This is a genomic window from Gottfriedia sp. OAE603, from assembly GCF_040543965.1.
Classification (GTDB): domain Bacteria; phylum Bacillota; class Bacilli; order Bacillales; family Bacillaceae_G; genus Gottfriedia; species Gottfriedia solisilvae.
In genome coordinates this window covers 2,888,013-2,902,432 of record NZ_JBEUNN010000001.1, presented here as the reverse complement: position 1 = coordinate 2,902,432, position 14,420 = coordinate 2,888,013, and the positions used below count along the sequence as shown (strand labels likewise).

Below are 14,420 nucleotides of genomic sequence, written 5' to 3'. Positions count from 1 at the left end.
ATGAAATATTAAAAAGCCAAGGATCTGCCTTGGCTAACTCGCTACTAAAGTAAATTATGTTTAATCATATCAAGAAAATTGCCACAATAGTGGTAACAAACATTCCTATTAAAACCGGTAGCAAATTCCTCCTAGCCAACTCAAACGGACTAACATTACAAATAGCTGCTGCAGGAATCAATGCCCAAGGTATCAATGTTCCCCCACCGACCCAAATCGCCGCAATTTGCCCCATTGCAGTAAGTGTCGCGATACCATGACCGATAGCTGTAGCAAATAATGAAGCAACCGATCCAGCCAGTGAAATACCTGAAAATCCTGATCCATCCAACCCTGTAATTGCTCCAACTGTTGTTAATGTAACGCCAGCTACTGCTGGATTAACAGGTACTTGATGAGCAAGTGCAAACCCTAAATCATTAACGATGCCATGTGAACCTTTTGGTAAGAAATCACCAATGATGGTCGTAAAACCACTGTCACCTAAGTAGAAAAATGCAGCAATAGGTATAACTGGACCAAATACGCGGAAACCGAATTTGAACCCATGGATTAAATAGTTTGTAACTTCTTCTAACCCTTTAGATTTATGACCCATCATTGAAAGGATTGAAAGTATGATAAGTGAAGTACCTCCGATTAAAGCAGTAGCATCTCCACCTTGTAAATTGAAATGAATCATTGCCCAAATATCTACTGCGAACAGAATGAAAACAAGTGCTGCCATCCATTTTTGTTGAGCCGAAGAAAGTAAATAAGTTTCAGTTTCGGAATCGCTTTCAACAGTTTCTACTTTTAGAAGTCCTTTTTTCATGTCTCGTTTTAAAAAGTAGAATGCTGTTACAGTTGTAACGACCCCCATTACAATAATTAATGGAACACTTGCTGAAATGACCTCAGAAACAGGAATCCCAGCTGCGTCTGCAGTTAATTTTGGTGCGCCTTGAATGACAAAATCACTTGAAAGTGCGATACCATGACCGAATAAATTCATTGCCATTGCAACACCTAATGCAGGTAAACCAACACGAAGCGCAACCGGTAGTAACACAGCTCCGATTAATGCTACTGCAGGTGATGGCCAGAAAAACCATGAAACGACCATCATCACAATTCCAATTGTCCAGTATGCGAGTGAGGCGTTTTTCATCACCTTTGTAAATGGACTAATGAGCGCTTGGTGTACTCCGCTCTCGGTTAAAGCTTTACTCATGGAAACGATGATCGATATAACTAGAATCGTAGAAAGTAATTCGGTTATTGCATATATGAAACTTGAAAACAAGATACTGACCGAACTAGTAAGTGATTCTGTAGCGACAAGACCTAAAAGAAAAATCCCAGCTAGACATACTAAACTCGTATCACGTCTCATAATTAAAAACATAATTATAATTCCTATAAATGCCACATAAAGCCAATGTATGGCTGTTAAATCAACATGCATTACAATCCCCCCTTTAGCCTACAGATGTAGAGTAACAATATATGCATTTGCCTAATAGTGGTGCTTGGTTAGGTAAAGGTGATTAGTATATTCATATTCTTGTAATGAAGTTTCATAAACTGCTTGGATAAGAATTGATGTAACAGTACTAAACTGAAGAAGTAAAAACAAAACAGTTTTAATTAAGTTAATGCTCGTTATTGTTGTTTTTTTCTTCTTCCAAACTAGTTATAAAAGCGCTATCATTTGCGTAAAATTTAAAATAAAATTTCATAATATTGAAGGATAATCTGAAATTTTGTTTAATATACTGAATATTAGGAATTTCATTTTTTAGGTTGTTTCATCTTGGGCAAATACACTTGATATTCTTCCAACGAAAAGCAACGAAGTATAAACGAGGGATTGCAGTGCATGAGAGTCTGCCTCAAATTAAGGTAGTTATTGAATGTACATATCAATTGTTAAAGAAGGGAGGAAGTTTGATTTATATTCATGCAGGTAAGAGGGGAAATTTGAAATGATGGATACAGTAGAATGTCAGTTGAAGAAGGAGTTGGTGCAAACGATTCAAAAAACTATCAATCTATCAGCACCGATTAATGACATGATTACAAATCTATTTACAAAGGAAGTAATAAAACTATTAAAACATATGGGTTGGGATGTAAGTAAAGCCTACTTATTTCATAAACCATAAGGAGCGATTACTATGGCAACAGGCGGATTATCCATCATTCAAACGATGATGAACAAGCTTCCACAGTCAGAGCAGAAGCTTGCGGAGTACATTCTGCAGAATCCGCATGAAGTAGTGAACAGCACTGTAAGTGAATTAAGCACTTCAGCGAAAACGAGTGGGGCAGCAGTCGTCAGGCTATGCAAATCACTTGGTATAAAAGGGTTCCAGGATCTGAAAATGAGAATTGCCGGTGATCTGATGAAAACCGTGGAGCAGGGATATCGTGATATTGAACCATCCGAATCACTATATAGAGTAGTAGAAAAAACCACTAGCAACACGATTCAGATTATCCGTGATACAGCAGAAATTATTGATCATGAAAATTTGAAAAAAGCTATCGGTATGTTACTGAAAGCAAAAAACGTTCATTTCTTTGGGGTAGGCGCTTCAAATATTGTAGCGCAGGATGCCCAGCAAAAATTGATCCGCATTAATAAAGGTGCAACAGCTTTTACAGATAGACATCTAGTTGCAACCTTGATCGCCAATGCAAATCCAGACGATGTTTTGTTTGCGATCTCTTTTTCAGGAGAAACACAGGAAATCATCAACCTGCTAAAACTTGCCAAAGAGCGTGGTGTGAAAACCATCGGGCTTACTCATTTTGGACAGTCAACCGTCTCGTCATTGTGCGATGTTTCAGTTTATACCTCATTTTCAAATGAAGCGACTTTCCGTAGCGCAGCGACTTCTTCCCGATTGGCACAGTTATATATGATCGACATTTTATTTTTTGGAATGGCAACAGAGCAGTACGATGAGACCGTTCAATATATCGACAATACAAGAGCGGCCATTAAATCAATGACAGAAAAAAATAAATAGATTCTTTCAGGAGGAGTCGATTAGATGGCAAAGGGGAATAACAAAAACTTATTAATTGCCGAGCAATTATTAGAGCATTTGGGTGGAGCAGCAAATATTACGACATCAACTCATTGTATGACTAGACTTCGTGTAGCCCCGCAGGATCGTTCAAAGGTCAACATCGAGGCAATCAAAAAGACAGATGGGGTTCTAGGGGTTGTAGAAGAAGAAACGATTCAAATCATCCTTGGACCCGGCACTGTAAATAAAGTATCTGCAGAGTTTGATAAGCTACTTGCTGCTAATGATTTTGATTTAAGAGAAGTAGCTTCTAAAAATAAATCAGAGATTGATAAAAAGAATGCAAAACCGTTTAAACTATTTTTACGCAGAATTGCAAGTATTTTTATACCGCTAATTCCTGCCCTTGTAGCTTCAGGATTAATAACTGGTATTACAAAAGCATTAGTTCAGGCAGACTGGCTTGCAGGAGATTCAAAATTAGCTATTATTTTAACTGTAATCGGATCTGGTCTGTTTGCTTATCTTGGAATCTTGGTCGGAACAAACGCGGCAAAGGAATTTGGCGGATCACCAGCGCTTGGAGCACTGGCAGGTATTCTTGTTATTAACCCTGCTGTTGGCGATATCTCTTTATTTGGGGATAATCTTCTTCCTGGACGTGGAGGGTTAATTGGCGTTCTTTTCGCTGCAATCTTTATCGCTCTAGTTGAAAAGCAAGTAAGAAAGTTTGTGCCGCAATCTCTTGATATCATTTTAACACCTACAATTGCTTTATTAATTACAGGTATCGTCACTTACATTGTGTTCATGCCTGTTGGTGGTTTTGTATCGGATACGATCACAAAAGGCTTGCTTAGTGTTCTTGATGTTGGTGGAGTTGTAGCCGGATTCGTGCTTGGCGCAACGTTCCTTCCACTAGTAGTAACAGGGCTTCATCAAGGTTTGACGCCAGTACATCTTGAATTAATCAATTCCATTGGAGATGATCCTTTGCTTCCAATTCTTGCGATGGGTGGAGCTGGTCAAGTCGGAGCAGCATTTGCAATTTACTTTAAAACGAAGAAAAAAAGCTTAAAACGTGCAATCGGTGGGGGACTTCCATCAGGAATGCTTGGTATCGGTGAACCATTAATCTTTGGTGTAACACTACCGCTAGGACGCCCATTCTTAACTGCATGTTTAGGTGCCGGAGTTGGCGGAGCATTTCAGGCTCATTTCGATATTGCGACAATTGCAGTCGGTGTTTCAGGCCTTCCACTCACATTTTTAGTTCATACAAGCCAGATTCTCTTGTACCTTACTGGACTAATGATTTCATATGCAGCTGGCTTTATTTTTACTTACTTATTCGGATTTAATGATGATATGGCAGTTGAATTCAAATAATCGATATGAAAATATAATCTCACTTGATTTTGTAAAAAAAGGCTACTTAAGTTTAAACTACTATAAAAATAGATAATTTAGCGAGCTTTTAAAATATGATTCTAGAGGAGAAACATGATGAAAAAATGGAAAACCTGTGCATTAACTTCTGTTCTGGCTATTTCATTACTTGCACCTGCTTCTTTTGCAGAACAAAATGAAAAAGCATCGACTCAAAATCACCTTCAGTATCCTGTTTTGACAAAAGTAAAAAAGCCAGAGGAAGTTGGATTTTCCTCTGAAAAGCTTAAAAAAGTGGATCAACTGATTGAAAAAGAAGTGGCCGCCGGTTTTCCTGGAGCAGCCCTAATCGTCATAAAAGACGGTAAAATCGTTAAGAATGATAGCTACGGTTATAAGCAAAAGTTTGACGGACATACACCACTTAAGAAGTTTTTGAAAATGGAAAACGACACCATGTTTGATCTTGCATCAAATACTAAAATGTACGCAACGAATTTCGCCCTTCAGAAACTTGTAAGTGAAGGAAAACTTGATATTTACGCGAAAGTTCAGGATTACATACCTGATTTTAAAGACACAGAAGCAGACGTGATTAAAGGCAAAGATACGATGCGGATTATTGATATCCTTCATCACACTGCTGGATTTAAACCAGACCCGCAATACCATAATCCTGCAGTATCAGGTGTGCTTTATTCTCAGGAACACGAAAAAACGATTGAAAACATTAATAAAACCCCGCTTACTTATGAACCTGGGACAAAAAATGTCTACAGTGATGTCGACTATATGCTGCTTGGGACGATTGTGGAAAAAATCACTGGCCAAAAGCTAGATCAATACGTTGAAAATGAAATATACAAGCCATTGAAGTTAAAAAATACAGTATTTAATCCGTTGCAAAAAGGGTTTAAGTCTAAAGACTTTGCAGCAACAGAGCTATTAGGTAATACACGTGATGGAGTCATTAATTTCCCGAACATTCGGACGTACACTCTTCAAGGAGAAGTACATGATGAAAAAGCATTTTATTCAATGGAAGGTGTTTCCGGACATGCAGGATTATTCTCTACAACTAGCGATCTTGCTGTTCTTCTGCAGGTCATGTTGAATGGCGGCGGTTACGGTAATCAATCATTGTTTAATAAAGAAACGATTGAAGAATTCATTGCACCTTCTGAAATGAATGCAACATATGGTCTTGGCTGGAGAGTAAACGGAGATGACAGCATGGACTGGATGTTTAGCAAATATGCTAGCAACAGTGCATACGGGCATACAGGTTGGACCGGTACGGTAACAATAATTGACCCAGAACAGAACATGGGAATCGTCTTGTTAACGAATAAAAAACATTCACCACTTGTGAATCCAGTTACTAACTCCAATCAATTCTTTGGTGATCTTTTTACAACAGGAAGCTATGGAAGTGTAGTAACAGCTATTTATGAAGCTTTAGAATCAAATAATGAATAGGGGGAAAGGAAATGTTTAAAAAGAAATGGACAGCAGTAGCTTTAGCAGCAGTACTTTCAGTTTCAACCTTAACACAATTCAAACCTTCTAAAGTGGAAGCGGTAACAAATGTGAAAGACATTGTTCAAAATATGACGGTTGATGAAAAGATAGGTCAAATGCTGATGCCGGATTTCCGTAACTGGCAAAAGCAAGGGGAAACCAAAGCAACGGGCTTTACAGTGATGAATGATGAAGTAGGAAGTATCATTCAGAAATATCATTTAGGTGGTGTCATTCTATTTGCTGAAAACGTCGTGGGAACAGAGCAAACAGCTCGTTTGACAGATGGCCTACAAAAAGCAAGCCCTAAACTGCCTCTTCTCATCACCATTGATCAGGAAGGTGGAATCGTAACACGTCTTCAAACAGGAACGAATCTGCCCGGTAACATGGCGCTTGGTGCAACAAGAAGTGAAAAGTATGCCTATCAGACTGGTGAAATTATTGGAAAGGAATTATCATCCCTTGGTATTAATGTGAACTTTGGACCGTCATTGGATGTGAATAACAACCCAGGAAATCCTGTAATCGGTGTCCGTTCATATAGCTCAAATCCAGAGCTTGTTTCAAAGCTTGGTACCCAGACAATTAAAGGGCTTCAAAGTCAAAATATTGCAGCAACTGTAAAGCATTTCCCTGGACACGGCGATACAGCTACTGACAGTCATTACGGCCTACCGATTGTTACACATGATAAGGAAAGATTACGTTCTGTTGAATTAGCACCTTTCCAGAGAGCGATTGATGAAGGTGTAGATATGGTCATGACAGCACATGTTCAGTTCCCTGCCTTTGATGATACAAAGTATATCAGTAAAAAAGATGGTCAGGAGATTATGGTTCCAGCCACTCTTTCCAAAAAAGTATTGACTGGTCTTCTCCGCGAGGAAATGGGATTTGAAGGTGTCATTGTAACAGATGCATTAAATATGAAAGCAATATCAGATAACTTTGGCCAGGAAGAAGCAGTTGTATTAGCTTTAAAATCAGGTGTAGATATTGCGTTAATGCCTGCACAAGTGAACTCGCTTGAAATGGAAAAAAATTTAGCTTCTGTTTTTAACGCAGTGAAAGCAGCAATCGAAACAGGAAATCTTCCAATGGAGCAAGTAAATGCATCGGTAGAAAGAATTCTAAACTTGAAAGAAAAACGCGGCATTCTAAATCCACAAACTGTTTCAATTGATGAAAAAGTAGCAAATGCTTTAGAAGTAGTTGGAAATAAGGATCATAGGAAAATAGAAATGAAAATGGCTGAGGATGCTGTTACTCTTTTGAAAAATGAAGACAAAACACTCCCTTTTAAACCGAAAAAGGATGACAAAGTTCTTGTACTCGCTCCTTTTGAGGACCAAGTAGAAGCAATGACAAGAAGTATAAAAGAATTAAAAGGTAAAAAGAAAGATGTTGAAGTTACTGGATATGCTTTCTCAAGTAAGTCATTCAACGAACAAGTGGCAGCTATGATTGATAAGGCTGACTATGTGATTACCGGTTCTTACGTTGTGAAAAATGATCCAGCTGTAAATGATGGCGTCATTGATGATACTGTTCAGGATTCAAGCAAATGGGCAACGGCTTTCCCAAGAGCGGTCATGAAATATGCTCAAGATCATAAAAAAGAGTTTGTGCTAATGAGCTTGAGGAACCCTTATGATGCTGCAAATTTTGAAGAAGCAAAAGCTGTAATTGCAGTATATGGATATAAAGGTTATTCAAATGGAGCATATAGACAGCCAAATATTCCAGCCGGGATTAAAACAATCTTTGGTGAATCAAGACCACAAGGTAAATTACCTGTTAATATTCCATCTGTCACTCAACCTGAAAAAAATCTTTATCCTTTTGGTTACGGACTAGACATTCGTTCAGGCAAGCAGCTAAAATAATCTGATTTGAAGAGGAGGGGATCCATTGAAACGTATATTTTTGCTAATTTCGATTCTGGTACTTGCGCTATGTACATGGCCGATCGTCAAAGATGTTTCAGCACAAAAGGAAAAGAAAAAGAATAAAGTATCGCCAGGGATTGAGGTCCTTTTAGATGATCAGAAAGAGCTATTAAAAGGCAAAAAAGTAGGGTTAATTACCAATCCGACAGGCATTGACTCAAACGTAAACAGCATTGTCGATTTACTAAATGAGGATCCAGATATTGAGCTTACAACTTTATTCGGTCCAGAGCATGGAGTTCGTGGTAGTGCTCAAGCAGGGGAATATGTTGAATTCTATAAAGACGAAAAAACAGGGCTACCTGTTTACAGCCTCTATGGACCAACAAAAAAACCAACACCTGAAATGCTTAAAAACGTAGAGGTACTTGTCTTTGATATTCAAGACGTAGGTACACGCCACTACACGTATATCTATACAATGGCTTATGCGATGGAAGCGGCAAAAGAAAACAACATTCCAATCGTGGTGCTTGATCGTCCAAATCCACAAGGCGGACTTTCAGTTGATGGTCCAGTTCTTGAGCCTGATGCCACTTCCTTTATTGGGCTGTATCCAGTTCCAACAAAGCATGGAATGACAGTAGGCGAGCTCGCAATGTTCTTCAACAAAGAATTTGAAATCGGAGCAAATCTAACAGTCGTCAAAATGAAAGGCTGGAAGCGCTCCATGGATTACGAGGACACTGGACTTCCATTTGTTTTACCGTCGCCTAACATGCCAACAGTATCAACAACATTTATTTATCCAGCAACCGGTCTAATTGAAGGAACAAATCTATCAGAAGGACGCGGAACAACCAAGCCATTTGAACTGATCGGTGCACCATATATCAACAGTACAGACCTTGCAGCAAAATTGAACTCACTGAGTCTTCCAGGTGTGAAATTCAGAGCTGCATCCTTTACACCGACATTCTCAAAATATGTCGGAAAACTCAGCCATGGTGTTGAAATCTATGTAACAGACCGTGATAAATTTAATGCGGTTCCAACAGGTCTTCACATCATTAAAACGATCCATGACATGTACCCGAATGACTTCCAATTTCTTTCAAACAATTTCTTTGATAAATTGATTGGAAATGATTGGATTAGACCAATGATCCTTGAAGGGGCATCCGTTGCTGACATCATGGATAAATATCAGAAGGAACTAGATGAATTTATGAAGGTTAGGGAAGAGTATTTGATGTATAAGTAAAAAAGAAAAAGGATGAAATCAGTTTGATTTCATCTTTTTTTGTTTCCAGTTGGGGGGTTAGGAGTAATTTCCTTTGTTCCAGAAATCCTTATGTGTAGGTGAAGGCGTTCACTCTGGACTATAGGTTGTCCACTCGGAAGCAAATAAATGGAGCTGGGTGAAACGGTAAATCAAGCCTGATTGAAGAATAAAAATACTTTATGGACTAAAAAATGGATACAGTAGAAACCGCAATCCTAGATTAATAATTGTGTGGATAGTACCGATTAAATGTAATTTCGAAAAAACACAAAATAAGACACCTTTAAAGGCGTTAGCTACACCTAATTCAGCTAATCCATCTCGAGCGAAACAGGAAGAAACACTGCCCTAATCAATGCCACTGTATGAGATGGACAAAAAAAACATGAGAGATATCATCACAAACCAAATCGTCCCAAATGTTAGCGAGGAGTTTTTCATCATCTATGTATTTTAAATTACGATTATTACTATAAATGACAAGAAAACAAATACAGTTTAGTTTCAACTGAAATATATAGCTTTATTTAATTAGAATGAAAATATTGTATAATAGAATGTATTTATTTAAATAATAAGGGGTTATTCTAATGAAATATAAAATGCATTCTTTTCGCCATGCATTAGAAATATTTAATACAAAGGCAGAGTTTACATATCTTCTGGATGAAGTAAAGTTAGTTCTTGAAAACATATCTGATCATGAAATTATTGATTACTTTAATCATCAAAAGAGAAAGGCTAAAAGTATTTCTGAAACATTAAATAAATTAATTGACAATAAGTTGATTGAAAAAGGTTGGTTGTCTCAATCCCCAATTTTTAAAGACAAAAAATTCTCAAAAAATAAGAATTGGAGACTAGATTTTGCTAAAGATAGTATTTCAATAGAGGTGGCTTTTAATCATGGTGAAGCGGTAGCTTGGAATTTAATTAAACCTAGTTTAGCTAGTGAATTAAATCACGTTGAAAAAGCCATACAAACTAAGGCAGGTATAATTATATGTGCTACTAATTCCTTTAAAAAAACTGGAGGGTTTGATGGTTCTGTGGGGAGTTTCGAAAAATATGTAGAATACTTAAAGCCCTTAAATCATCTCCTGACAACGCCACTTCTAATAATTGGACTGGAATCACCAGAATCTTTTTTTATAAAGGTTGAAAAGAATCCGGAAAACAAAAAAATTGGAAAAGTTATTTTAAATAACTAGATAGCTCTTAAATTTTTAAGTATATCAAGTAAATTATTTGAACATATATATCTGTAATTATAATAAAAAAATAATATTTTTTTATTATAAAATTTATATTTTTTGTGAATTTTTCTAAAATATAAAGTTAAATATAATATCAAAAAAATTGAGGTTTAGTATGAGTGTATTATTTACAGAGCTAGATAAAGCAGATTTATTAATAGATGAAGTCTATTTAGGTGGAACCTCAGGGAATATTTCTGACGATGTGTTAAGTAAACTTATGTATGTGGAGAATTCAGGAGGGTTTAGAGTCAGGGGAACAAAAAAAGATTTTGACTTGAAATACATAGTCTTATTTACAACTGGTGAAGACATTGATTGGATAGATGAAATTGATGTTCAAAGTGGAAAATTTATATATTACGGAGACAATAAGAAACCCGGTAAGGAACTGCATGACACTGCAAAAAAAGGTAATTTGATATTAAAAGAGTGTTTTAATAACTTACACAGCAACCTAAGAGAAAAAATACCACCTTTTTTTATTTTTTCAAAGGATAAAGGAAGAAATGTAATTTTTAGAGGCTTAGCTGTTCCTGGTTATGAAGGAATGACAGGAACAGAGGATCTTATGGCTTTATGGAATATAAAAAATGGTTATAGATTCCAAAATTATAAGGCGACTTTTACAATATTAAATGTTGCTAAAATTAATAGAATTTGGTTAGATGATTTACTTAATTCAAAAGGTATTACTAGTATGTATGCTCCTCAAGTATGGAAGGATTGGATATTAAACGGTCATTATAGTCCATTAAAATCGATGAAAGTTAAACAATATAGAAATAAATCAGAACAAATTCCAAAAACAAAGCAGGATTTGGAGATTATTTCATGTATTCATAGTTACTTTAAGTCAGGTCAAGCATTCGAACCGTGTGCAGGTCGTTTAGCACAGCTTATGGATTCTAATATAATAGATTATATAGTTACTAGGGGTACCAAGGATGGAGGAAGAGATGTAGTTGGTAAGTATAGAATTGGAATAGAATCTAGTTCGATAATGGTTGATTTTGCTTTAGAAGCTAAACTTTATAATATAAAAAATGGTGTAGGTGTAAAAGAAACATCTCGATTAATATCAAGATTACGGCATAGACAGTTTGGAATACTTGTTACAACATCCTATGTAGATGAGTATACATATAAAGAGATAATTATTGATGAGCATCCTATAGTCATTATTTCAGCTGTAGAAATTGTATCTATTTTAAAACGGATGGGGTATAAGAATAAACTACAAGTCCTCGAGTGGTTAAGAGCAAACTTTAAACCAGATTGAATAATGATTTAATTAAATTTGTAAATCATTTAGTATTATTGATTTATTTAATAATGAAAATTATTACTTTGTTTATTCGGAATAAATTTCTAGTGTAAATACTTGATCTTTTCTACAAAATCATCTATCATAATGATATAATAATCATAGAAAGTATGTTCGTGTTTTGATTGTAGAAAGGATGTAAAAATAATGCTTAAAGTAATAGAACTATTTGCAGGCGTAGGAGGATTTCGACTTGGTTTAGAAAAAACTAAGTTTTTTAATATAGTGCTTGGTAATCAATGGGAGCCATCAAAAAAAGCTCAAGATGCTTTTAATTGTTATGCCAATAATTTTGATACTGGTGTTCACCTTAATCAGGATATAGCAACTATCGAAATTGAAAATATTCCAGAAGCTGAAGTGTTAGTTGGCGGATTTCCATGTCAAGATTATTCAGTAGCTCGTACGTTAAGTGGGGAGCAAGGGATCCAAGGAAAAAAAGGTGTATTGTTTTGGGAAATTATGAGGTTAGTGAATCAATTAAATACTAAACCTAAATATATATTATTAGAGAACGTTGATCGACTTTTAAAATCACCTTCTAAACAAAGAGGAAGAGATTTTGGAATTATGCTTAGTAGCTTAAGTAATGCTGGTTATGATGTTGAATGGCGAGTAATTAACGCTGCTGATTATGGTTTATCACAAAGAAGAAGAAGAGTTTTTATTTTTGCATATAAAAGTAATAGTGAGTATGCAAATTCACTTATCGCTAAAACAAATAATGAAGTTTTATTTGAAGATGGATTATTTGCGAAAAAGTTTCCTGTTGAACCATGGTTAAATAACATGACTAAAATTACAGAAGGTAATATTACTTCAGACATTCTTTGGACTTCTGATAATTTTAAAGCCCAATTTTATAATGCTGGCATTATGAGAAACGGAATGTTTTTATCACAAGAAGTTACACCAGTTATTGAAAGTCCAACTCCTCTAAAAAATATTTTAGTCAGCAATGTTGAGGAAAAATATTACTTATCTGATGAAGCAATAACGAAGTTTGAATATCTAAAAGGACCGAAGAAAATAGAGCGTACTTCAGCAACAGGTCATCAGTATATCTTCTCAGAAGGTGGAATGTCATTCCCTGAGGACTTAGATAAACCTGGTAGAACAATGCTAACTAGCGAAGGTACAACGAATCGTAGTACTCATGTTGTTGCAGATTTGGAAACAAATCGATTGAGGTACTTAACACCTGTTGAATGTGAAAGATTGAATGGATTTCCTGATAATTGGACAAACACTGGGATGTCTGAACGTATGAGATATTTCTGTATGGGAAATGCTCTCGTTGTCGATTTAGTTGAAAGAATGGGCGAAAGAATAAAAGAGATTGAATTAGAATTTAATAAAGAGTTAAATAAAAAACAAGAAAATGTCTCAATTTGAGGCATTTTCTTGTTTTTTTATTTGTTCTAGAATATACGAATTGTTTAACCAGAAGCACTTTTTAACAACATCTTCGCCATATGGAGTTGGATATGTATCCAAAGCATTGCTTGCATGAGGTCTAACATGAGCTACACGGTTTTCTTTTTGTTTAGGTAGATCATGAGCTTTACCATTTTGGATCTGTGCAACTGTTTTATTCCAAACAAGCTCAACTTCAGCTAAATCTTCTGTTGGTATTGTCCAAAAGAATGCATTTGAAAATACATAATCATCCTGAGATTTTTTGAAAATAACAAACAAAAAGCGCGTATCAAGAAACATATTTTTTAATTCCGATTCATCCCAATTTTCATTAACTATCTCAGTATATTTAAAATTAGGGAATGACATGTGTTCTTTTATTTTTCCATTTGCTTCAATTCGAATAGCTTTGATCTTTGTGTTAGATTTAATGAATTCCTCAGATTTATTTAAATCGGTTAGTTCAGAATTCAACATTTTTGCTGCCACTAAAAATGTTTTTCCTTTACTAGTTTGATTTATATCAAATAATTCACAAAGATTCGTAAGACTTTTACCGAAGTAATTATAATAGCTTTCAAGGATAAATTCATCCATTGTTTTACCTTGTAAATCTTGAGTAATAGGTGTATAGGTTTGTTTACGTTTTAAGACATATTCATTTAATACATAAGTCATATAAGACGATTTAAGGGAAAAAGCACGTTGTTTTGCTAGTTCATTTGAAAAAGGCTGTTCTCTAACACTTTCTTTATTAGCACCTTTAGTACATGCACTTAAATAATATGTGTCTGATTCTGAGAGTTCATGAGCTTTACCATCTTTAATTTTATTGACGATTGTATTCCAATCAGATTTAATAATTTCTAAATCTTTTTCTGGAAACTGGAATAATTGAGCATGAGTAATTTTATATTCTTCTCTGGAAACATGTTCATCAAACAAATAAAAAATCAATAATATGAGTTTGTTCTTATTCCAAAATGAACTATTTTCAAAGTCATATTTATACTCATTCATATAATTAATAATGTTAAGGACTAATCTCTCTTTAGCTGAGTACGATTTGTTTTTATTTTGTTTGTACGGCGTTACTTTGAGTTCTACACCTGCTTCAGCAAAATCTGCCTCACTGTTTGAGTTTGGTTCATAACCAAAATGGTATCTTTCAACAATAGTACCTAGACCACCCTTATGGTCCTTATTTGTGCTAATATCAGTAGGCATTATTTCATAAAATGCTTTGTTTTCTAATATTTTAGCATGACGTTCTATGTCAATTGGATCGTTTACTTTGTAATCCATATAGTC

At 35.5% G+C, this 14,420-nt stretch carries 11 protein-coding genes; 9 read left to right on the top strand and 2 right to left on the bottom strand.

Features of this window, described 5'->3' with window-relative positions:
* Window positions 1-64: 64 nt before the first annotated feature.
* Window positions 65-1,447, bottom strand: a complete 1,383-nt coding sequence (locus ABID96_RS14880) for a hypothetical protein (protein ID WP_192602705.1) — start codon at window positions 1,445-1,447, stop codon at window positions 65-67.
* 520 nt (window positions 1,448-1,967) lie between these two features.
* Here ABID96_RS14880 and ABID96_RS14875 point away from each other — a divergent pair.
* The 9 genes from ABID96_RS14875 to dcm all read left to right on the top strand — a co-directional run bounded on the left by ABID96_RS14875 (window position 1,968) and on the right by dcm (window position 13,085).
* Window positions 1,968-2,147, top strand: coding sequence for a hypothetical protein (locus ABID96_RS14875; protein ID WP_192602704.1), 180 nt, complete (start codon window positions 1,968-1,970; stop codon window positions 2,145-2,147).
* 12 nt (window positions 2,148-2,159) lie between these two features.
* Complete coding sequence (locus ABID96_RS14870; RefSeq protein ID WP_192602703.1) at window positions 2,160-3,017, top strand: MurR/RpiR family transcriptional regulator; 858 nt, start codon at window positions 2,160-2,162, stop codon at window positions 3,015-3,017.
* A gap of 24 nt (window positions 3,018-3,041) precedes the next feature.
* Window positions 3,042-4,409, top strand: a complete 1,368-nt coding sequence (locus ABID96_RS14865) for a PTS transporter subunit EIIC (protein ID WP_192602702.1) — start codon at window positions 3,042-3,044, stop codon at window positions 4,407-4,409.
* Between the two features lie 117 nt (window positions 4,410-4,526).
* Complete coding sequence (pbp4b, locus tag ABID96_RS14860) at window positions 4,527-5,888, top strand: penicillin binding protein PBP4B (protein WP_192603159.1); 1,362 nt, start codon at window positions 4,527-4,529, stop codon at window positions 5,886-5,888.
* Window positions 5,889-5,899: 11 nt separating this feature from the next.
* Window positions 5,900-7,819: a glycoside hydrolase family 3 protein gene (locus tag ABID96_RS14855; protein ID WP_192602701.1), complete on the top strand. Its 1,920-nt coding sequence runs from the start codon at window positions 5,900-5,902 to the stop codon at window positions 7,817-7,819.
* A gap of 25 nt (window positions 7,820-7,844) precedes the next feature.
* A complete protein-coding gene (locus ABID96_RS14850; protein WP_192602700.1) occupies window positions 7,845-9,086 on the top strand; it encodes a DUF1343 domain-containing protein in 1,242 nt (413 codons plus the stop codon).
* A gap of 611 nt (window positions 9,087-9,697) precedes the next feature.
* Window positions 9,698-10,318: a BglII/BstYI family type II restriction endonuclease gene (locus ABID96_RS14845; protein WP_192602699.1), complete on the top strand. Its 621-nt coding sequence runs from the start codon at window positions 9,698-9,700 to the stop codon at window positions 10,316-10,318.
* Window positions 10,319-10,478: 160 nt separating this feature from the next.
* The gene (locus ABID96_RS14840) at window positions 10,479-11,645 is read left to right on the top strand and encodes a restriction endonuclease (protein WP_192602698.1); all 1,167 of its coding nucleotides are present in this window, start codon (window positions 10,479-10,481) and stop codon (window positions 11,643-11,645) included.
* Between the two features lie 192 nt (window positions 11,646-11,837).
* Window positions 11,838-13,085, top strand: a complete 1,248-nt coding sequence (gene dcm, locus ABID96_RS14835; RefSeq protein WP_192602697.1) for a DNA (cytosine-5-)-methyltransferase — start codon at window positions 11,838-11,840, stop codon at window positions 13,083-13,085.
* On the opposite strand, the gene ABID96_RS14830 is transcribed toward dcm, so the two are convergent.
* Window positions 13,077-14,414 carry a Sau3AI family type II restriction endonuclease gene (locus ABID96_RS14830; protein ID WP_192602696.1) on the bottom strand — a complete coding sequence of 446 codons (1,338 nt, stop codon included), beginning with the start codon at window positions 14,412-14,414 and terminating at the stop codon, window positions 13,077-13,079. The two genes, dcm and ABID96_RS14830, sit on opposite strands and share 9 nt — an antisense overlap.
* Between the last annotated feature and the right edge of the window lie 6 nt (window positions 14,415-14,420).

Excerpts from the sequence above, each read along its gene's own strand:
- ABID96_RS14875 (WP_192602704.1), top strand. The coding sequence starts at position 1,968 with ATGATGGATACAGTAGAATGTCAGTTGAAGAAGGAGTTGGTGCAAACG.
- pbp4b (WP_192603159.1), top strand. The coding sequence starts at position 4,527 with ATGAAAAAATGGAAAACCTGTGCATTAACTTCTGTTCTGGCTATTTCA.
- ABID96_RS14880 (WP_192602705.1), bottom strand. The coding sequence starts at position 1,447 with ATGCATGTTGATTTAACAGCCATACATTGGCTTTATGTGGCATTTATA.
- ABID96_RS14830 (WP_192602696.1), bottom strand. The coding sequence starts at position 14,414 with ATGGATTACAAAGTAAACGATCCAATTGACATAGAACGTCATGCTAAA.
- ABID96_RS14870 (WP_192602703.1), top strand. The coding sequence starts at position 2,160 with ATGGCAACAGGCGGATTATCCATCATTCAAACGATGATGAACAAGCTT.
- ABID96_RS14845 (WP_192602699.1), top strand. The coding sequence starts at position 9,698 with ATGAAATATAAAATGCATTCTTTTCGCCATGCATTAGAAATATTTAAT.
- ABID96_RS14855 (WP_192602701.1), top strand. The coding sequence starts at position 5,900 with ATGTTTAAAAAGAAATGGACAGCAGTAGCTTTAGCAGCAGTACTTTCA.
- ABID96_RS14840 (WP_192602698.1), top strand. The coding sequence starts at position 10,479 with ATGAGTGTATTATTTACAGAGCTAGATAAAGCAGATTTATTAATAGAT.
- ABID96_RS14865 (WP_192602702.1), top strand. The coding sequence starts at position 3,042 with ATGGCAAAGGGGAATAACAAAAACTTATTAATTGCCGAGCAATTATTA.
- dcm (WP_192602697.1), top strand. The coding sequence starts at position 11,838 with ATGCTTAAAGTAATAGAACTATTTGCAGGCGTAGGAGGATTTCGACTT.